The organism is Streptomyces sp. NPDC048436, from assembly GCF_043200355.1.
GTDB lineage: Bacteria > Actinomycetota > Actinomycetes > Streptomycetales > Streptomycetaceae > Streptomyces.
Map to the genome: position 1 here is coordinate 122,899 of NZ_JBICXP010000015.1, position 21,384 is coordinate 144,282.

At 71.9% G+C, this 21,384-nt stretch carries 10 protein-coding genes; 6 read left to right on the top strand and 4 right to left on the bottom strand.

Going from position 1 to position 21,384, the window contains the following annotated elements:
• Positions 1 to 16: 16 nt before the first annotated feature.
• Positions 17 to 3,805 carry an SDR family NAD(P)-dependent oxidoreductase gene (locus ACGFX9_RS35165; protein ID WP_393482806.1) on the bottom strand — a complete coding sequence of 1,263 codons (3,789 nt, stop codon included), beginning with the start codon at positions 3,803 to 3,805 and terminating at the stop codon, positions 17 to 19.
• Positions 3,802 to 8,583 (bottom strand): SDR family NAD(P)-dependent oxidoreductase, encoded by a 4,782-nt coding sequence (locus tag ACGFX9_RS35170; RefSeq protein ID WP_393482808.1) that lies wholly within the window; start codon positions 8,581 to 8,583, stop codon positions 3,802 to 3,804. The genes ACGFX9_RS35165 and ACGFX9_RS35170 overlap by 4 nt, the downstream gene beginning before the upstream one ends.
• A 187-nt stretch (positions 8,584 to 8,770) precedes the next feature.
• On the opposite strand from ACGFX9_RS35170, the gene ACGFX9_RS35175 reads away from it, so the two are divergent.
• From ACGFX9_RS35175 to ACGFX9_RS35195, 5 genes are read left to right on the top strand one after another with little or no spacing between them, the layout of a single operon-like run.
• A complete protein-coding gene (locus ACGFX9_RS35175) occupies positions 8,771 to 9,625 on the top strand; it encodes a 3-hydroxyacyl-CoA dehydrogenase family protein (protein ID WP_393482811.1) in 855 nt (284 codons plus the stop codon).
• Positions 9,626 to 9,627: 2 nt separating this feature from the next.
• Positions 9,628 to 9,897: an acyl carrier protein gene (locus ACGFX9_RS35180; RefSeq protein ID WP_393482813.1), complete on the top strand. Its 270-nt coding sequence runs from the start codon at positions 9,628 to 9,630 to the stop codon at positions 9,895 to 9,897.
• The gene (locus tag ACGFX9_RS35185; protein ID WP_393482816.1) at positions 9,894 to 11,060 is read left to right on the top strand and encodes an acyl-CoA dehydrogenase family protein; all 1,167 of its coding nucleotides are present in this window, start codon (positions 9,894 to 9,896) and stop codon (positions 11,058 to 11,060) included. The genes ACGFX9_RS35180 and ACGFX9_RS35185 overlap by 4 nt, the downstream gene beginning before the upstream one ends.
• Before the next feature lie 4 nt (positions 11,061 to 11,064).
• Positions 11,065 to 12,162 (top strand): HAD-IIIC family phosphatase, encoded by a 1,098-nt coding sequence (locus ACGFX9_RS35190; RefSeq protein WP_393482819.1) that lies wholly within the window; start codon positions 11,065 to 11,067, stop codon positions 12,160 to 12,162.
• Entirely contained in the window at positions 12,159 to 13,076 is a 918-nt protein-coding gene (locus tag ACGFX9_RS35195; RefSeq protein ID WP_393482821.1) for an LLM class flavin-dependent oxidoreductase, read from the top strand. Before ACGFX9_RS35190 ends, ACGFX9_RS35195 begins: the two co-directional genes overlap by 4 nt.
• Before the next feature lie 64 nt (positions 13,077 to 13,140).
• Here ACGFX9_RS35195 and ACGFX9_RS35200 read toward each other — a convergent pair whose 3' ends face one another.
• Entirely contained in the window at positions 13,141 to 18,204 is a 5,064-nt protein-coding gene (locus ACGFX9_RS35200; protein WP_393482825.1) for an amino acid adenylation domain-containing protein, read from the bottom strand.
• Positions 18,205 to 18,259: 55 nt separating this feature from the next.
• Positions 18,260 to 20,518: a lantibiotic dehydratase gene (locus ACGFX9_RS35205; protein WP_393482828.1), complete on the bottom strand. Its 2,259-nt coding sequence runs from the start codon at positions 20,516 to 20,518 to the stop codon at positions 18,260 to 18,262.
• A 188-nt stretch (positions 20,519 to 20,706) separates the two neighbouring features.
• On the opposite strand from ACGFX9_RS35205, the gene ACGFX9_RS35210 reads away from it, so the two are divergent.
• Positions 20,707 to 21,360 (top strand): DNA-binding response regulator, encoded by a 654-nt coding sequence (locus ACGFX9_RS35210; RefSeq protein ID WP_393482831.1) that lies wholly within the window; start codon positions 20,707 to 20,709, stop codon positions 21,358 to 21,360.
• The last annotated feature ends 24 nt before the right edge of the window (positions 21,361 to 21,384 follow it).

Sequence of the window (21,384 nt, forward strand, 5' to 3'; positions counted from 1 at the left end):
CCGGCCTTCCCCGCGGCTACGCCCTGTCCCGTGCCTCGTCGATCTGCTCGGCCAGACCACGCACCGTGGGATATCCGAGCAGCGCGGTGGCGGGGACGGGGATGCCCAGCTGTTCGCGTACCCGGGCGATCAGCTGGATGGCCACCACCGACGTACCGCCCAGGCGGAAGAAATCGTCGTCGGCGCCGACCCGGTCCAGCCGCAGGACCGCGGCCCAGAGGTCCGCCAACTCCTGCTCGGTGCCCGGTTCGGGTGCCAGGTAGGGGGTGGACAGGTCGGGACGGGGGTCGCGCTCGTCCTCGTCCGGCCCGGCGTCCTCGTCCCGGCCGTTCCGCACGACCCACCGGTCGTGGCGGGCCGTCAGCGAACCGGTTGAGATCACCAGGTGGTCCGTGTGGTCGAGGGCGCCGACGGCGCGCTCGAAGACCTCGACGGCCTCCTGCGGTGACATGTCGAACTCGGCGCTGTGCGTGGGGTCCTGTGTGTCGGGACGCCAGGTGTCCCAGTTCACCGTGAGCCACGTCCTGCCGCCGGAGGCCCGCTCGCCCAGCGCGCAGGCGTCCAGCGCGGCGTTGGCCGCGCCGTAGGGGCCCAGCGCCAGTCCGCCGAGCACCGCGGAGAGCGAAGACATGGTGATCCCCGGGACGGGCCGGTCACCCAGGGCCTCCTGGAGGCTGTGGAATCCGCCGACCTTCGCGGTGAAGTGGGCACTGCTCCCCGCCTCGTCCACCATGTGCGCGGGCCCGAAGGCGGCGGGGTCGGAGACACCGGCCCCGTGCACCACCAGGTCGATGCCGCCGAAGTGCGCTTCGGCGCTCTCCACCACCGCGCGCATCCGTGCCGCGTCGGACACGTCGGCCGCAGCCACCAGGACCCGGCCGCCCGCGTCCTCGATCTCCACCAGCGCCTTGACGCACCGGTGGGCCCTGGACTCCGGATCGTCGCCCTGCGCGAGGAAGTCCCGCCACCGCTCGGGCGCCGGCAGGGCGGTACGTCCGGTGAGTACCACCCGGCAGCCGCGCACCACGGCCAGGTGCCGGGCCAGGATCAGCCCGACGTGGCCCAGCCCGCCGGTGATCAGCACGGTCGAGCCCGGCGCGAGCGGGCCCTCCGGCCCGGACACGGCGGCGAGCGGCAGCGGTTCGTGGCCGCGGACCCAGCGTCCGGTGCCCCGCAGGGCGACCGGTCCCTCGTACGCGGTGCCCGCCTCGCCGAGGACGGCCGCCACCTGCCTCCCGGCCGACAGACCTCCGGCCACGCGGCCGAGGTCGACGTGCCGGCACGTCCAGCCAGGGTTCTCCTGCGCGAGTACCGGCAGCAGGGCGGCCAGAGCGGCCTGCGCCGGGTCACGCGGTTCCGAGCCGGCGATCTGCACGCCCTCCCGCGTCAGGCAGAGGATGTCGAGCGCCTGCGAGGGTGCGTGCTGTGCGAGCGCACCCGCCAGCACCCGGACCGCGTCGAACCCGGCGGTCTGCTGATCCTCGAAGGGCCTGCCGAGGGCGCCGAGGGAGAGCGTGTGGACCACGGTCCGGGGCGGGGTGCCGAGGGCGCCCAGGAGTCGGTGTGCGTCCTCGGCGTCGGCCGGCCTGAAGGTGAAGCCCTCATCCGGGCTGCCGCCGAAGGCCGGACCCGGCCGGGCCACGACGACGTCGCCCCCGGCCGACCGCACCGCCGCGGCGAGCGACTCGCCCCACTCCTCCGAGGCGAGAACCAGCCAGGGGCCCGCGTCGGCAACCGGTGCGGGCAGGGGGACCTGCACGGCGGGCCTGCGGTGCCAGGTGGGCGCGTACGTCCACCGGCCGACGTCGTCGGTCCGGCCCTCGTCCTCGGCCTCGCCCGGCAGGTACGGCGTCTCCGGCGGGTCGACCCAGTAACTGCGGCGCTGGAAGGGGTAAGTGGGCAGAGCGACGCGCCGGGCGCCGGCGCGGTCGATGGCCGCCCACTCCACGGCGGCCCCGCCCGTCCACAGTCGCCCGACGCTCTCCAGCAGCCACTGCTCGGCGGGGATCAGGGCCGAGCCTTCCAGGCGGACGCGGACGGCGCCGGGGGCGTCCGCGGCGCCGTCGTCCGTCGGTGCGGCGACCCGGCAACCCAGCCGACGCAGACCGCGCACGAGCGCGTCGTCCGCCACGTTCGCCGTCGCGTCGTCGCCGAGCAGGCGTGTGAGCGCCTCGAGTAGTTCCTCTCGCCACGCGTCCGGCACGTCCCAGGTGCCCGCGTCCGTCGGCTCGGCCACCGGCTCGTGCTGCCCTGAAACGGCTTCGGGCCACCGCGCGGGATCCGAGAGGACCGCGAGCGCCTCGGCGGTGTCCGCGCAGACGAGGGCCCGCCGGACAGGGAACTGCGCCCGCGAGCGCTGGAGCGTGAACGCCACGTCGGCCAGGTCCACCTCCGGGTGCGCGTCGAGGTGGACGGCCAGGGCACGGGTCGCCTCGTCCAGGGCGGTCGCGTCCCGCGCGGAAAGCACCAGCAGCTGGGGTCCCTCGCGGCGCGGCCCGCGCGGACGCGGCGACGGCTCTTCGAGTACGACGTGGGCGTTGGTGCCGCCGAGCCCGAAGGAGCTGACACCGGCGCGCCGCGGCTGCGGCTCCTCGGGCCAGTCCTGGTGCTTGTCCAGGACGGTGAAGCGGTCCCGCTCGGTGGCGAGCACCGGGTTGGGGTCCTCGTAGCCCTCCACAGCGGGGAGCACTCGCCGGGACAGCGCCAACGCGGCCTTGATCAGACCGGTGGTGCCCGAGGCCCGGTCGAGGTGGCCGATGCTCGGCTTGAGCGAGCCGAGAACGACCTTGCGGCCCATGTCCTCGGGGAAGGCCCGTGCCAGCGCGGCCAGTTCGATGGAGTCGCCCAACTGGGTGCCGGTCGCGTGACACTCCACGTACCCGATGGTCTCCGGCCGTACGCCCGCGAAGGAGATCGCCTGCTCCATCACCTCCGCCTGCCCGTCCACCCCCGGAGCGGTGTAACCAGCGCAAGCCCTCCCGTCGTTGTTGACGGCCGAGCCCAGGATCACCGCCTCGATGTGGTCGCCATCCTCGATCGCGTCGGCGAGCCGCTTCAGGGCGACCACGGAAACCCCGCTGCCGATGACGCTGCCGCGGGCGCCCGCCCCGAAGGCGTGGATCTGCCCGTCGGGGGAGAGGATCCCGCCCTCCTCGTACACGTACCCGGCCTTCTGCGGCAGGGGGATGAAGGCGCCGCCTGCGAGGGCAGCGTCGCACTCGAAGTTCAGCAGGCTCTGCGCGGCCATGTGCACGGCCACCAGCGAGGTGGAACAGAACGTCTGCACAGTGATGCTGGGGCCGGTCAGGCCAAGCTTGTAGGAGACCAGGGAGCCCAGCGAGTCGCGTTCGTTGCCGATCGCCATCAGCAGCGAGCCGCCGGGCTGGGCCATCGCCTTCTGCCCCACGTGGTACAGGTAGTCGGGGTGACCGCAGCCCGCGAAGACACCGACCCGTCCCGGCACCGCGGTGGGCTGGTATCCGGCGTGCTCCAGCGCCTCCCAGGAGCACTCGAGCAGCAGCCGGTGCTGCGGGTCCATCAGTTCCGCCTCGTGCCGGCTGAAGCCGAACATCCCCGCGTCGAACAGGTCCGTCCCCTCCAGCGGGGCGCCGGTACGCACGTACGACGGGTTCGCCAACTGCGCCGGGCCGACACCGGCGGCGACGAGCTCCTCCTCGTCCAGTTCACGCAGCCCCGGCCGACCCTCTATCAGCGCGGACCAGAAATCCTCCACGTTCGTGGAGCCGGGGAAACGCCCGGCCATGCCGATGACGGCGACAGCGGCGTCGTAGTCGACGTCGGTCATGACTCGGAACCTCCCCGTTGTCCGGCGCGCCTGCGGGCCAGACGCTCCTGCCGCTGCACCGAGCGGCCCTTCACCTGCTCCGAGCGGTCGTTCTCCGCCCCCTCCGGCGTCTTCGCCGCGGGGACGGCCACCGCTGCGAGCGTGGCGACCGTGGGTGCCTGGTAGATGACGTGGGCCGCGAGCCGGTCCAGCTCCAGCCCCCTGCGGATGGCCGCCACGATCCCCACACCGAGGAGCGAATTGCCGCCCAGGTCGAAGAAGTTGTCGTGGATGCCGACCTGCTCCATGCCCAGCGCGTCCGCCCAGACCTCCGCGATCAGGGTCTCGGTCGCGTCACGGGGCGGCACGAAGAGCGTGGAGAGCTCGGGCCGCGGGTGGCGCTTCTCTCCCCGCCCGCGCCGGGCGTTCTCCTGGATGTCCTCCATGGTGTGACTCCGGCTGCCCAGCACCAGCGTGGCGAAGTCCTGGGTGGAGACGAACACATGGGGCTCGGGACGGGCCAGGGCCCGCAGCAGATAACGCCAACCGGCGTCGAAATCGATGCCGAACAGGTCCCGGTGCTGTTCGTAGAACTCACGCAGCACCGGCTCGTAGCCGTCGAGGCCCGACTTCCAGCCGTTCCACTCCCACTCGCCCCAACCGATGGAGACGACCCTGGCCTGTGGCAGCGCCCCACTGCTCGCGAAGGCGTCGAGGAAGGCATTGGCCGCCGAGTAGTCGGCCTGCCCCAGGGCGCCGGTGACCGAGGAGACCGAGGAGAACAGCGCCACGAAGTCGAGCGGCACGTCCTTGAGCGCCTGGGCGAGCGCCAGGGTTCCCGCCACCTTGGGGGCGAGCACCCGGTCGACGTCCTCGGCCGACTTGAACTGCATCATGCCGACGCCCGGCACGCCCGCCGCGTGCAGGACGCCGTGCAGCGCCCCGAACCGCTCCCGCGCCGCGGCCACCGCGCGCTCCACGTCAGCGGGCACCGACACATCGGCCTGCACCACGATGAACTCGGCTCCCTTGTCGGAGAGTTCACGCAGCGCCTCGATGCGCCGGCGTACCTCCTCGGTCGCCGAGGGGTCGGCGAGGACCGCGTCCCACTGCTCCCGGGGCGGCACCGGGGTGCGCCCCATCAGCACCAGTCGGGCCCGGTATTCCCCGGCCAGGCGCGAGGCCATGGCAAGGCCGATCCCGCCGAGACCACCGGTGATCAGATACACCCCTTCCGGGCGTATCTCGGCGGCGGGTTCGGAGGGCTCTCGCACTTCGGCGAGGTCGAGCGCCTCGTAACCGAGCGTCCAGACCTTCCCGCCCCGCAGCGCCACCACCTGGTTCCCGGGCTCGGAGCAGAGCTCCTCCACGACCCGCGCCGCCGGGGCGGGTACGCCATCCACCAGGTCGAGGGTGCGCAGGGTGACCCCCGGGCACTCCACCGGGATGATCGTGCAGGGGCCGATCACCGTCGCCCGTTCGGGACTGACGACCTCGTCGCCCGTGACCTGGTGGACACCCGAGGTGACCACGTCGAGCTTCCACGGCCCGAAGCCGGTCTCGTGCGCGGCGCGGGCCAGCGCGATCAGGGTGTGGGCGCCGCGACGCACCGTGTCCCCGGTCTCGGAGTCCCCCATGGCCCACAGATGCAGGACGCGGTCCGGCAGTTGCCCGCGCTCTCTCAGTGCGGCGAACAGTTCCAGCGTGTCCTGTGTGTTGCCCGGCCGGATCCGGTAGCCTTCGCCGTCGACGGCGAAGGCGTCACCGGGGCGCACCTCGACGATCCCGCACCCCTCGGCGCTCCGCCTGCGCAGTTCCGCGACGATCCGGTCACCTTCGTCGCCGTCCGTGAAGACGGTCCACTCGCTTCCCTGGTCGCTCATGCGGGGCTGCGGGAGGCGCTGCCGCCAGACAGGGAGGTGCATCCACCGCGACTCGGGCAGCAGGGGCAGCTCCTCGTAGCCGCCGGTCTGATCGGCGTTCTCCGGCAGGCCGCCGACCACCTGGGACGGCGGTGTCCACCCGGATTCGTACCAGTACTCCTGCCGCTGGAACGGGTACGTCGGCAGCTGCACGCGGCCCGGCGTGAAGTCACGTCCGGCCCGGTGGTAGGCGTCCCAGTCGACGTCGACCCCACACAGCCACAGCTCACCGAGGCACTCGGCAAGGGAACGGTCGTCCCCCCGGTCTTCGCTCGCGGCGGGCAGGGTGGAGACGATCAGCGGCCAGCGGGAGCGCTCGCAGGCGTCGTGCGCCCGCGCCATCGCGCCCAGCGACCGGCCAGGCCCGATCTCGATCAGCGTCATGTCCTCCCGGCCCAGCATCGCGCCAAGCCCTTCCTCGAACCGCACCGGGGAGCACATGTGGCGGGCCCAGTACGCGGGATCCGTGACGAGAGCGGCGTCCATCTCCGCGCCCGTCACGTTCGACATGCACGGCAGGACTGGCGCGGAAAGAGTGATGTGCTCGGCGATCCACCGGGTGAGTTCGTCCGCCTTCGGGGCGAGCATCCGGGAGTGGAAGGCGTGTGTGGTCTGCAGTTCGCGGCAGACGATGTCCTCGGCCCGCATGGACGCAGCCAGTTCGCGTACGGCGTCCACGGGCCCGGCCACCACGGCCTGCCCCGGCACGACCGCGCCGAGGTCCAGCCCCCGCGCTTCGAGGTCGGGAACCCTGGCGGACAGCTCCTCGCGGGTGAGCCCCACGGCCAGCATCGCCCCCGGGGGCAGCTCCGCGATCAGCTCGGCCCGGTGGGCCACAAGACGCAGCGCGTCGGGGAGCGAGAGCACCCCCGCCAGGGTGGCCGCCACGTACTCGCCGACGCTGTACCCGAGCACGGCAGCGGGCTTGAGTCCCCATTCCATGAGCGTCGCCGCGAGCGCGTACTCGGCCAGGAACACCGCTGGCTGCGCGATCCGTGTGTCGGCGAACGGGTCGTCCGCGGGCCCCGAGCCGCGCCCCATCAGGGCGGCCAGGTCTCCGCCCCGCGCGGAACGCTCTGCGACGAGCGGTGTCACGACGTCGATCGCGGAGTACGAGGCGAGGATGTCCCTGCCGTGGTCGAGGTGCTTGCGGAAGACCGGTTCCGTCCGGTACAACTCGCCGACCATCCCGGCGTAGTGCTCGCCCACACCGGCGAAGACCAGCCCCACCCGGCGGCCGCGCGTGGCGTCCTGCCGGACCAGCAGCGACGCGTCGGCCGCCGTCCCGCCGGACAGGACCTCGGCGGCGCCTGCCGCCGAACCGGCGACGCACACCTGACGGTGCGAGAACAGCGAACGCCCCATGTGCAAGGTGAAGCCGATGTCCCCGAGCGACACGTCGGGCTGCGCCGTCAGGTGCTGCGCCAGGTCGGCGCGCTGCTCCTCGCAGGCCCCTTCGGCCTGGGCCGAGAGCGGGAGGACGTGCCAGCGCCGAGAGTCGGCGGGGCGGTTCCGAGGTGCGGGCGCCTCCTGCACGATCATGTGTACGTTGGTGCCGCCCATGCCGAGGCCGTTGAGCCCCGCGAGCCGCGGCCGGCCCGGCTGCCGACTCCAGCGCTCGGGCTTACCGGCCACGTAGAACGGGCTGCGCGCGAAGTCGATCTCCGGGTTGGGATTCTCGAAGTGCAACGACTGCGGGATGTGCTCGTGGCGCAGGGCCTCGACCACCTTGATCATCCCGGTCACCGTGGCGGCACGGTCGAGATGGCCGACGTTGGTCTTCACCGAGCCGATCGCGCAGTAGCCGCGCTCGTCCAACTCCTCGCCGCTACGGGTGCGTTCGGCGGCCTTGAAGGCCCGAGAAAGGGCCGCGACCTCGATCGGGTCGCCCAGCTCGGTGGCGGTGCCGTGCGCCTCGACGTAGGAGATGTCCCTCGGCGAGACGTCCGCGTCCCGCAGCGCATCCTCCACCGCGCGGGCCTGCCCGACGACGCTGGGCGCGGTGTAACTGAACTTGGAGGCACCGTCGTTGTTCATGGCGCTGCCCCGGATCACCGCGAGCACCGTGTCACGGTCGGCGACCGCCTGCCGCATCGACTTGAGGGCGACGACACCCGCTCCGTCGCCGAAGACACCCCCTCGCGCCTCCGCGTCGAACGTGCGGATGTGGCCGTCGGGCGACTCCATTCCGCCCTCGAAGTGCAGATGCCCCACTCGGTCGGGAACGCGCACGCAGACACCGCCGGCCAGGGCGATGTCGCTCTCCCCGCGCCTGATGCTCTGGCAGGCCAGGTGCATCGCGGTCGCCGAGGTCGAGCAGAAGGTCTGCACGGAGACCGCCGGCCCCGTCAGGTCGAGGCGGTAGGCGATGACGGTGGCGAGCGCGTCCTTGTCGTTGCCGATCATCAGCTCGTACGGGTCCATGTGGGCGATACCCGCCGGACCCGCGAACCGGTTGATCATGTACATACTGAAGTTGGCGCCGGCGAAGAGGCCGACCCGTCCGCGGGTGTCGGCCCTGCCGTAGCCCGCGCCCTCCAGTGCCTCCCACACGCATTCCAGGAAAATTCGCTGCTGCGGGTCGGCTATTTCGGCCTCGCGCGGGCTGTATCCGAAGAACCGCGCGTCGAAACCGCGGATGTCATCGAGCACCGGGCGCACTTTGACGTAGTCGGGATTCGCGATCAGACGTTCGTCGACCAGCGCGTCACGCAATTCGTCGTCGGTGAGCTGCGCGAACGATTCAACCCCGTTCGCGAGATTCTCCCACAAGCCAGCAACATTCGATGCACCGGGAAAACGGCCCGACATGCCGATCACCGCGATGTCGTGGTCACGTATCGGTTGTTCCAGCTTCAAGGTTCCCCTCCACCGCACCCCGTCAACAAGCGTGATTGCCCCTCAGTGTGGGCGTGGGCGCCACAAGGGTGTCCAGACGTGCGCGGTGGCAGGTTGCTGCTGTCCACAAACTGTCACCGCCTCCGGAACCCTCCCGCCAGAGGGTCACTTGACCTGAGTACGGCGACCGGCCAAGGCTGATCGCGATGACAGGACGGAGTGGGTTATGGCTGTGATCGGTGTCGTGGGCGCGGGGGTCATGGGAGTCGGGGTGGCACAGTCGGCCGCCCAGTCGGGACACCGCGTCGTACTCAACGATCTGAATGACACAATTCTTCGGCAGGCGAGGAATCGGATCGAGCAGAACTGCAGGACGAGCCGCCTTCTGGGCGGCCCAGCTGTGGACGCGGACAGCGTTCTTGAGGCGATCACCTTCGAAACGGACATCGCCTCCCTGGCACCGGCCGATTTCCTGGTGGAGAACATCACGGAGAGCTGGGAACTCAAGCGGTCGCTGTATCCGCGACTGGATGCCGCGTGCGATCCGGAATGCGTTTTCATCGCGAACACATCGGCCATTCCCATCACGCGGATCGCCTCCGCGACGGACCGGGCCGACCGCGTCGTCGGCGTGCACTTCATGAATCCGGTGCCGCTCAAGCGCGTGGTGGAACTCATCCCCGGCCATCACACGTCCGAGAAGACGCTCGCACGTACCAGGGAGCTCCTCGCCACCCTGGACAAGAAGCCCATACAGGTCAGGGACGCGAGCGGATTCGTCTCCAACCGCGTGCTCATGTTGACCATCAACGAGGCCGCCTTCCTCGTCCATGAGGGCGTCGCGTCCGCCCAGGCGGTGGACGAGGTGTTCCGCGGCTGCTTCGACCACCCCATGGGCCCGCTGGAGACCGCCGACCTCATCGGTGTCGACACCATCCTGCAGAGCATCGAGGTCCTCCACGAGAGCTTCGCCGACAGCAAGTACCGCCCGTGCCCCCTCCTCAAGCAGATGACCGAGGCGGGGCTCCACGGCCGGAAGACCGGGCACGGGTTCTACTCCTACGCCCCGACGGAGGTATGACCATGGCGGACGACACCCGCGAGCAGATCCACCGGTTCATCAGGGGACGCTTCCCCGACATCGACATCACCCACGACGACGACATCTTCGCCCTCGGGTTCATCAACTCCCTCTTCGCGATGGAGCTGGTGATGTTCATCGAGAAGACGTTCGCCTTCACCATCCCCAACGAGGAACTGCGGTTCGACAACTTCCGGACCGTCGCCTCCATCGCCAAGCTCGTCGACGGCAACCGGCCCGCCACCGCGGGCGCACCGCAGGCACACCGATGACGAGCCCGCAGCCGCGGGCCGCGGAACCGCCCGTCACCGGCGCACCGGCGGCGGTCACCGATCGGGACTCGGCGAGGGGTTTTACCGACACCCACATCCGTCCCGTCGCCGACGCCTACGACAGAGCGGGCCGGGTGCCCGCCGACCTGCTCAAGACGGCGTCGGAAGCGGGCCTGTGGGCCCCCTTCCTGCCCGTGGAGTCGGGTGGGGCGGGCGTGTCGTTCACCGCGCTGGCCCAGATCCACGAAGAGGTCGGACGCGGCTGCTCCTCGATGCGCAGCCTGCTGACCGTGCACAGCATGGTCTCCTTCGCGGTGCACCGCTGGGGTACCGCCGAGCAACGCGCGCGCTGGCTGCCGGAGCTCGCCACCGGCTCGGCGCCGGGCTCGCTGTGCGTCAGCGAACCCGGGAGCGGCAGCGACGCCACCGGGCTCACCACGACCGCGGAGCGCGACGGCACCGGATGGGTCCTGCGGGGGACCAAGACCTGGATCACGGGTGGGCAGCACGCCCGCCTCTTCCTCGTCTTCGCCCGCGCACCGGGCGGGGTGGCGGCCTTCCTCGTCCCGTCGGAAGCGGACGGCGTCGAGGTGGTGCCGATCGAGGACATGCTCGGCACCCGGGCGAGCCTGATGGCCACCGTGCGGCTGCACGATGTCGCCCTGGGCGCCGAGGCGCTGCTGGGGCCGGAGGCCTTCGCATCGGGAATGCTGCTCACCGGCGTCCTCGACATCGGCCGGCTCAGCGTCGCGGCGGGCTCGGTCGGCATCCTCCAGGCCTGCCTGGACGCCTGCGCCTCCTACACCACCGAGCGCCGCGTAGGCAGTGCCCCGCTGCGCGACCTCCCCCTGATCCGGGCCAAGGTCTCCGACATGGTCACGGACACCGCCGCCGCCCGGCTGCTCTACGAGGAGGCCGGTCGACTCAAGGACGCGAACGACTCCGGCACCATCATGGCGACCATGATCGCGAAGTACTTCGCATCGACCCGCGCGGCCCGCCACGCCAACGAGGCCGTCCAGATCCACGGGGCGAACGGCTGCGCCCCCGGCAGCTCCGTCGCCCGCTACTACCGTGACGCGAAGGTCATGGAGATCATCGAGGGAAGCTCCGAGATCCAGCAGCTGACCATCGCAGACGCGGCCTACCGGATTGCTGCCTGAGGACATGACGACAACATCCACCGAAGAAGCAGAAGCGCGCCGCGGGCGCGTCAAGTGCGTGGTCTGGGACCTCGACAACACCCTCTGGGACGGCGTGCTGCTCGAAGAGGCCGAAGCGGTCGTCCCGCGCCCCGAGGTCGTCGAGTTCATCCGCCGGCTCGACCGGCGGGGCGTCCTCCACTCCGTCGCCAGCCGCAACGACCGGCAGGCCGCCATGGAACGGCTCACCGCCCTCGGCCTCGCCGACATGTTCGTGTACCCGCAGATCAACTGGAACCCGAAGTCGGATTCCCTGCGAGAGGTCGCCCGCGCGCTCAACGTGAGCATCGACGCACTGGCCTTCGTGGACGACCAGCCGTTCGAGCGCGCCGAGGTGGCCCACGCGCTGCCCGAGGTGCTCTGCCTCACGCCGGAGGACCTGGCCGACGCGCTGGACCTGCCCGAGCTCAACCCGCGCTTCGTCACCGACGAGTCCGCCCGGCGCCGGGAGATGTACCGGAGCCAGGCCGTCCGGGAGGACGAGGAACGCGAGTTCACGGGTACGCCCGAGGAGTTCCTCGCCAAGCTGGAGATGGAGTTCACCATCCGACGGGCAGGGGTGGACGACCTCCAGCGCGCCGAGGAACTGACCGTACGCACCAACCAGCTCAACTCCACGGGCCGCACCTACTCCTACGAGGAGCTGGCCGCGCTCAGCAACAGCCCTGACCACGTCCTGCTGGTCGCCGAACTGACCGACCGCTACGGGAGCTACGGCACGATCGGCCTCGCCCTCGCGGAGCGCGGTCGGCCGCACTGGCACCTGCGGCTGCTCCTGATGTCCTGCCGCACGATGTCGCGCGGGGTCGGCACCATCCTGCTCACCCACGTGATGCGCTCCGCGCGGGAGGCGGGCGCCGAGGCACTGCGCGCCGACTTCGTGGAGACGGGCCGCAACCGGATGATGCAGATCACCTACGCCTTCGCCGGGTTCGCCGAAGTGGGCCGCGACGGCGACGCCCTGCTGCTGGAGTCCGACCTCCAGCGCATCCAAGACCCCGCCGACTACATACGGATCACCGTCGGTGACGACACCGCGCCGACCAAAGGAGTGATGTCATGAACCGGGCCCAGCGACCTCTGGTGATCTCACCTCGCTACCAGAGCACCGACGAACTCCTCAAGAGGGTGCGCCTCGCCGAGCGGCTCGGCGTGGACCAGGTCTGGCTCGAACAGCAGCCGGACCAGCGGGACGCGCTGGTCACCGCGGCGGCCTACCTCCAGGCCGCCCCGTCCATCTCGGTCGGCACGGCCGTGCTCCCCGTCTACGCCCGGCACCCCGTCGCCATGGCCCAGGCCGCGGCGTCCCTCGCGGAGCTGTCCGGCGGACGCTTCGTGCTGGGGCTCGGCTACAGCCACAAGTTCGTCAACGAGTACGTGCTCGGCCTGCGTCAGGGCCCGCCCATAGGGGTGATGCGCGAGTACGTGGACATCGTGCGGCGGCTGACGGACACCGGCGAGGTGAACATCGACGGCCGGCACTTCACCGCCCACGCGCAGTACACCGACCCGCCGGGCAAGGTGCCGGTCTACCTCGCGGCGCTCCGCCCCCAGATGATCCGTCTCGCCGTGGAGACCGGCGAGGGCATCGTGATCTGGCTGTCCTCCCTGCGCTACGTCCGCGAGCAGGTGATGCCCGTCGTGCGCGCGGCCTGCGCGGAGTTTGGCAAGGACGAGAAGGACTTCACGGTCGTGACGATCCTGCCCGCGTACACCGGGACGGACGAGACGGAGCAGAAGGCGCGGTGGGCGAAGTCGGCCGCGTCGTACCGGATGCTGCCCTACTACCGGCACGTGCTGGACGCCTACGAGGACACGCGGCCCGAGGAGTTCTCGCTGATCGGCCCGGGGCCCCAGGTGCAAGAACGGCTCGCGGAGTACCGGGAGGCTGGCTGCGTCCCCGTGCCCTCCCCGATGCCGGGGTCCGACGAGGACTTCATCAGCACCGTGGAGGCGGCCTACGGGCCGGTGTCCTGAAACAGCCCATGGGTCGGCCCCGCAGGACGTCTGCCTGCGGGGCCGACCCATGGGCCTGTCCGGATCACTGCCCACCCGGGTCCCGGTCCGGCGGGGTGAGCCGGGACCGCAGGGTGCGGCGCCGGTCCGCCGCGTCGCCCCGCCGCACGGCGGGCCGCGACCTCGGCCGCAGGTTCCGCCGTCCCTCATCGGCCGCCCCGCCGTCCTCGTCCAGGAACCGCGCCAGGGCCCGCAGGGTCGGGTGGGCGAAGAGGGCGGAGACCGCGATCTCCCGCTCCAGCCGCCGGACGAGCATCCGGTGGAACCGCAGCAGGCCGATCGAGTCGAGGCCCTCGTCGAAGAAGTTGCCGTCCACGCCCACGGCCCGGCCGAGCACCTCCTCGGCGACCGCGCCCATCCGGTTTAGCAGGGGCGACGTCGTCACCGGTGCCGGGGAGCGTGGTGCGGGCGCGTACGTGCCTCCGGCAGCCTTGTGGTTGTGGTCGGTGCCCAGCCGGCCCACCACATCGATGCGCGGCGGTACCGCGTACCCGGGCAGGAGAGCGGAGAGGTGGGTGCGCAGTTCAGGCACTCCCGGCGGTCGTCCCGCCGCCTCGGGCACCACCCGCAGCGTCAGGCGGTCGCCGAGTCCGGTCATCGTCATCTCCGCGCGCGCCTGCCGGACGCGCCTGTGCCGCAGCGCGGCCGCCTCCACGTTCTCCAGCGACACCCGGAAGCCGTTGACCAGCACCTGCCGGTCTCGGCGGCCGTCCAGAAGGATCCCGCCACAGGGGTCCGGCCTGCCCAGGTCGCCGGTGCGGAAGGTCCGCGCGCCTCCCGGCGTCCCGGGCCCGGAGAAGGCACCGTCGACCCGGTCCGTCCCGAGGTAGCCGGTAGCCAGGTGGTGGCCGCGCACGACGATCTCGCCGCGCTGCCCCACGGCACAGGGCCTGCCCTGCCCGTCCACGACCAGGAGTTCCGCCCCGGCGACACCCCTCCCGAACGGCAGCGCCGCGTCCTCGGGAAGCGCGGCGTCCACCGGCTCGCCCTCCTCCGCGATGACCTGGCAGGACGCGATCTGGGGGGTCTCGGTGGTGCCGTACGCGTTGACGAGGACGGCGTCGGTGAACGCACGGACGCGGCGTGCCAGTCCGGCGGTGAGCGGGGCGCCGCCGGACATCACCAGGCGCAGGCGCGTGAGCCGCCGTTCCGGTGCGTCGTCGTGGCCCGCCGCGGCCATCTCCAGGAGGGCCGGGGTGGCGTGCAGGAGAGTGATCCCCTCGTCGTACAGGAAGTCGAACAGGGCGCCCGGCGTGCGGAGGACGTCGTCCTGCGGGACCACCAGGGTGCCGCCCGCGCCGAGGGGTGCCAGCAGGTCACGCAGGACCGGGTCGTGCCCCAGGCCGCCGAGGAGCGCGGTCCGGTCCCTGGAGGTGGGCCGGAACCGGGCGTGGTACCAGTCCATGGCGTGGTCGAGCGCCGTGTGCGGGGCGAGGACGGCCGCGGGCACACCTCCGGTCCCGGAGGTGAACAGGATGTGGCCCCGCACCGGCAGAGCGCCCCCGGCCCCGGCCGTGCCGGACACCTCCACCTCACCGGAGGCTGTGAGGGTCACGTCGGCAACCGGTCTCACCAGTTCCCTGTGGTGCGCCAGCAGTTCGCGCGGCAGCCCCGCGTCCACGAGGGCCGGGACAGCACCGGCCGCCCAGGTGCCGAGCACGGCCTCGGCCCACCCGGCCCGGCGCCTGCCGTGGACCTGCACCGGGGCGCCCGCCGTCACCCCGGCACCGGCCAGCCGGGCCGCCACGCCATCCGAGCGGGCGAGCAGTTCCGCATACGTGAGGCTGCGCCCGGCCTCCCGCACGGCGACGGCCGACGGGGTGCGCGCGGCGACGGCCCTGATCCGGTCCAGTACCCCGGCGGGCGGGGCCACCGGGGGACCGGGGGGCGCGGGCGGAGCCGCCTCCTCGGCACCCGGCACGATTTCGCTCACCGGCCGGGCGGGGTCGTCGAGGACGCGGCGGATCACATCGCGGACCTGGTCCAGCAAGTGCCCGGCCGCCTCGAACGGCACCCGGTCCTTCGCGACGGTCAGTTGCAGGGTGTAGTGCTCCTCCCTGCGCACGTACAGGTTGACGTCGAAGAGTGCCGCGTGCCCCGGTGTGTGGAAGGCGGAGTCGAGCCCGCGGAACTCCGGGGCCCGGGCGGCGTGCGAGACGTCGTTCACCCATATCCCGAACAGCGGGTTCCCGTTCGGCCGAGTGGGCAGCTCCAGCGCACGGACGATGGACTCGAAGTCCGGTTCCCCGTGGACCACCGCCTCGGCACACCGGTCACGGACGTGCCTCAGCACCGCGGCCGCGTCGGCGGCCGGGTCCACGTCGACGCGCAGGGGCAGCGTGCCCAGCATGAAGCCCGCCATGTCCTCGTGCCCGGCGTTACGGCGCCGGGAGACCGGGACGCCGAGGACCAGGGTGTCGCGCCCGAGCCAGCCGCGCAGGACGAGGCTCAGACCGGTGAGGAACAGGGTGAAGGGTGTGACGGCGAGCGCGCGGCAGACGTCTTCGATGCGTCGCGTCTCCTCGGCACCGTACCGGGCCAGAACGCTACGGCCCTCGAAGCCCGGCGGCCCCTGCGCCGCGTACCGGAAGGGCAGGGCCGTCTCCGTCGGCGCGTCGGCGAGCAGACCGGTCCAGTAACGCAGGTCTCGGCTCCGGCGCGGGGAGCCGGCGGACGCGTCGGTCTCCCGGGCGTGGGTGAGGAAGTCCGGGGCAGGGGCGAGACCCGGGTCCCGTCCGGCGGCCCGCGCAGAGTAGGCGGCGGCCAGGTCCGAGAGGACCACGTCCATCGTGTGCTGATCCGCGATCACGTGGTGCAGGGAGAGGACCAGGCACGCCTCGCCCGCCGCGGGGCCCCGCAGCAGCGCGGCCCCCGCCAACGGCGCCTCTGACATCGGGTGCGGCCGCCGGGCGAACTCCTGGACGAACTCGCCGACCGCGTCCTCGAACAGGGCCCGGTCGGTGACCGGCAGTTCCAGGACGACGCGGGCGCCGGGCACCTCCTCGAAGCAGGGCCGATCGTCCTCCCGCTCGGTGATCCGGAGCCGCAGGGCCTGATGGCGCTCCACCACGTCGTCGAGCGCCGCGGCGAGCAGCGCGGGCTCCACCCGGCCGCGCAGTATCAGCGCGGCCACCACGTTGTACGCCGCCGCGGCCGGATCGTACAGTCGGCTCAGGAGCCACACCGCGCGCGGTTCGGGTGGGAGCGGGACCGGGTCCCCGGGTGCGGCCGGGACGGCGGGCAGTGCTCCGGGCCCGGCCGACGGCGTCGAGTCGCGCAGGGCCGCACGGACGCCGGCCAGCGAGGCGTCCTCCTTGAGGAGCAGCGACAGAGGCAGCTCGGCCCCCAACTCCGCGTGGACACGTCCGAGTACCCGCACGGCGAGCAGCGAGTGCCCGCCCGCGCTGAGGAATCCCAGTTCCTCGGTGCGTCCGCCCGCCGGGGCGGGCAGCGTCTCCCACCAGATGCGGCTCAGCGGGTCGGTGCCGTCGTCAGCCTCGACGGGCCGTGTCCTGCGGGCCCACCAAGCGGCCGTCGTCGCGCGGACGGCGTTGCGGTCGGCCTTGCCCGAGGTGAGTGTGGGCAGCACGGACAGCCAGTGGTACCCGCCGGGTGCGTAAGCGGGTGGCAGCAGTCGGCGCAGGTGGGCTCGGAGTTCGCCGTCGCCGGGGGGTTCCGCGGAGGCGGCCGGGGTGAGTGCGGCCAGGAGTTCGGTGCTGCCCTGCCCGTCGTCCACGGCGACGACGACCGCCTCCTCTACCGCCGGGTGCCGGGTGAGGGCACGCTCCACCTCCGCCGCCTCGATCCGCACGCCGCGGATCTTGACCTGGTCGTCGGCGCGCCCGAGGAACTCCAGCTCCCCGCCGCTGATCCGTACGAGGTCGCCGGTCCGGTAGAAACGGCTGCCCCCGACCTCCGGGAACGCCCGCGCGGTCAGGTCCGGCCGACCGACGTACCCCAGCGCGACCTGTACGCCCCCGATCCACAGCTCCCCCACACGTCCGGCGGGCAGGGGCCGGCCCGCGTCGTCCATGACGTGCAGGGTGGTGTTGTCGACGGGGCGTCCGATGAGGACGCGGTCGGTGGCCGCGACCGACTTCGGGACGGGCCAGTACGACACCTCGATGGCCGCCTCGGTGGGCCCGTACAGATTGGTCAGACCGGCCGAGAAGACCTGGTGGAACGCGACGCAGAGCGGGGCGGGCAGCGCTTCGCCGGTGGTGAACACCAGGCGTACGGAGGCCACGTCGGCGGGCGTCACCGTGCGCAGGAACTCCGTCAGCATCGACGGCACGAAGTGGCAGGCGGTGATGCGGTGTTCGCGCACGAAGCGGGCCAGCCGGACCGGCTCGCGGTGCCAGCCCTCGGGCAGGAACACGAGGCGGGCGCCGACGGTGAGCGGGCAGTAGAACTCCCACCCGGACACGTCGAAGGTGTAAGGCGTCTTCTGCACGATCCGGTCCTCGGGGGTCAGCCCGAACGTGCGGTTCTGCCACAGGATGCGGTTGACCACTCCGGCGCTGCCCTGCAGGACGCCCTTGGGCTTTCCGCTCGACCCCGAGGTGAACATCAGGTACATCGGCTGGTCGGGACCGGTGCTCGGCAGCGGCCGCTCGGACGGGGACGGCGGCAGGTGACGGCGGACGGACAGCCGGGGGATCCCCGCGAAGGCATCCCCCACCTGTGCGGGCCCGCCGAGCACGGCCAGCGGGCGGGCGGTCTCCAGCATCGCCCGGAGGCGTTCGTCCGGCTCGTCCAGCGCGACGGGCAGGTACCAGCAGCCCGCTTTGAGCACGCCCAGCATGGCCACCATCATGTCGATGCCACGGGGCAGGACCATGGCGACGACGCCCCGCACGCCTCCCGTCGCCGCCAGCACGTCGTCCGCGAAGGCGTCGCTGAGCGCGTCGAGTTCGGCGTACGTGATCACTCGCCGTTCGCTCTCGCAGGCGACCGCGTCCGGCTGCCGGAGCCGGACGGCGCGCACCAGTCCGGGGATGCCCCACGGCGCTTCCCGGACGACTTCGGCCCCCGCGAGGTACGCCTCTTCCCTTTCAGCGGACTCCACGCCGAACGACGACACCGTCATTTTCCCGATCCCCCTACACGCCCCGCACGGGCCGCTTCATCCGATTCGACGGCGCTCAGCCGTCCGAGACAGTGATCCGCAGTTCGCTGGTGTACCGCCTGTCCTCCTCGTCCGGGAGCCAGAGTTCGTCAGGGGCGGGCAGCATCTCCGTGAAGGCGACGGTCCGTTCGGGCCTGCCCTCCGCCAGGGTGTGGACCAGGACGTGGACGAGCAGGGGACTGTGCAGGTCGAGGTAGAGCGGCTTCTGGCCGCGGGTCGCCCGCCAGAAGCAGTGCCGGGGCAGTCCCCGCTCGGCAGCCACCGCGCGCACCCGCTCGTACACCTCCTCCTGGGTCATGTCCGGACGGGGCAGGAACTCCTCCACAGGTATCCGCCAGCACTCCCGCGCGATCACGAGCCGGTCCACGGTCACGCGCGGCGTGTGCGGCCGGGCCGGCAGCACACCGAACCCTGTGCCTGTCTGGTAGACGAGAAACTCCCCCACCACCGTCAGGAGCGGCAGCACGGTGCCGTCCGGGAACCGCGCGACCAGCCCGTCCGCCGTCCGCGCCACCCTGACCGAGGACGCCGCGACGGGCTGCGAGGGCACCCGCCGCGCGCCCGCCCGCTCCCCGAGTGACAGGTAGGTGTAGCGGGGTGAACCGGTGTCGGGGGGCGGGTAGTCGAAGCCCGTCGGCCCACCGGCCGTACGGGGGTGGAGAGGGACGATCCGGGGCGGTCCTCCGGCGAGCGCGGCCTCCGCCGGGCGCCGCACCATCGCGTCCGGATCGGCGGCACAGCAGAGCATGCTGTCGCAGTCGAACGTGGTCATGCCAGCGTGCAGTTCGCCCATCACCGCCTGGTAGTCACCGCGGTTGACCGCTTCGACGCTCTCGGCGGCGATCATCACGTCCGGGCTGTGCTGCCGGCCGCCGTACCAGGCGGGTGCGGGCGAGGCGAACGTCTCGGCGACCGCCGCGGCCAGCCCGGCCGATGTGTGGACGACGCGCCGGGCCGCCGGGTCGGGGGCGAGGACCGCCTCCCACCGTGCGACGAGCTCGTCCCGTACGTGGGCGCAGCTCGCGGCGTCCCACAGCCTGGCGTCCACCCGGCCGATCAATGCGTCGAGCGGTACGTCGTCCATCCCGTACAGGGCGGCGAGTTCATGGTGCGCCGTGGTCAGCCAGTCCGTGACCTCCTCCCCGATCCGTCGGCAGAACCACCGGGCGCTGTCGAGGAGCAGCCCGAGTGCAGGTGCCAGATCGTCCAGCAGGGCGGTCCCGACGGTCAGGTCCACGGCGCGGCGCTCGGCGCTGACCAAGAGACCGAAGCCTTTGCCGGCGTCCTGCCGGGGGCGGTCGGCCGGTCGGCCGGTCAGCTCGGAGTAGCGGCGTCCGGCCTCCGCGAGGGTGCGGGCGAGCGCGTCGGCCGTCTCCGCCCGCGCCACGGCGTCCCGCGCGTCGGTCAGCCGCGCCAGGTCGGCCAGGGCTGTGGCGGCGGCAGGCGTCCGCTCCAGCGCTTCGAGCTGCTCCCGCAGTGCCTGCTCGGGCCGCAGGTCCAGGGGGATATCGAAGGTCCAGTTGACGTAGCCCTCGTCCTCCAGCGCCTGGAGCATGCCGAGCGCGGCCGCCTCGTCTCCCAGCGCTCTGCCGATGTCCGCCGCCGTGCGCCGGCCGTCGACCAGACCGGTCAGGGTGGCCTCCGGCCGGGTCAGCCGTCTCGGGCGCTCACCCGCGCGCAAGAGCGACCGGCCCATCCTGGAGACGCCCACGGCGAGGGCGGGCGGCAGCCCGCGGCGTATCTCCAGGGGCCGGGACAGACGTAGCCCCAGCTCGTGGACCGCCCAGTCCTCGAACAGGACGTGCCGCTCATCGGTGAGTCCGGGCCCTGCCTTCAGGGTCATCAAGGGCCCGTCCTGGAACGTTCCCCAGGCCACCGGGCCGAAGAAGCCGACGCTCTCGTTCCGCGTGTAGTAGCGCTGGAGGTACTGGCCGAGCATGCGCGTCTTGAACCGGCGCCCCCGCTCCGCGCGCCGGGCCGCCCGCCCAGTGGCGCCCGCCGACGACGACTCGCCTGTGGTGTGCCGCAGCAGGGAGCCGACGACCTCGTCGACGGCGCGCGGGTTCTGCCACAGCAGGGCCCTGGTGAAGGTGTCCGTGCGGGCCAGCTCCACGGCCGGGGCGAGCGTCCGAGGGCTGGGGGGCCCGGTGGCGGCACGCTCCGCGCCGACCGCCGCGGTCAGTTCCGCCAGCGGCAGGGCGGTGCTGCGGAGGACGAATCCGCGCCACACCTTCCACCCCGTACCGCCGAGCGGCAGTCGTCCGTCGTCGGGCATGTTTCCCTCGTCACTGTTTGGACCACATGGCGTAAATGTATGATGAAAACATTTTCAAGTTCCGCGCATTTCACCTACTGTTGAGTCACAAGTCTCACTTGGGGCGCAGTAATCACACTGGCCGCATCGGGCATGGCGGACGGGCGACATCCGTTGATGCCAGGTCGGCAGGACGGGGGGATGCGGGGATGCCGGTCCATGTCAGAGTTGTGGAAGATGGATCACTCGCCATGCTGGGAGCGGTCTCGATACTGCGAAACGCCTCCGGCTGTCGGTACGCAGGCAGCCTGACGGGCATCGACGACCTGGCATGGGGCCAGGAACCACGGGACGAGAGCGTGCTCGTGCTCGATCCCTACCTCGACCACGACTCGTTTCCGGACGCGCTCTCCGAAGTAGCTGACCAGCACCCGGTCCTGGTGATGTCGGCGCGGATGGGCTATCAGAACGTGCGCCGCGCCCTGCAGTCCGGGGCCCACGGATACGTCAGCAAGGACATCGACGCCTCGATCCTCGTCACCGCGGTCCAGGCGGTGGGGGCCGGGGGGGTCTACCTCGGCCTGTCGGTCGCCGAAGTACTGATGCAGGACTGGGACGGCGGGAGACAACCGCCCCGCTTCGACAATCCGGTGCAGTGCGTCGAGCTGACCCCCAGGGAGCAGGACGTCCTCACCATGGTGGCGGGGGGCCTGACCCACAAACAGATCGGCACCCGGCTGACCCTGTCCAAGGCCACGGTGGACACCTACGTCCATCGCATCCGGCAGAAGGTGGGCGCCTTCAACAAAGCGGGACTGACCCGGGTGGCCATGGACATGGGACTGCTGAGCAGTCAGAGTTGAGCCCGGCTCCTGGGCCACTCCCAC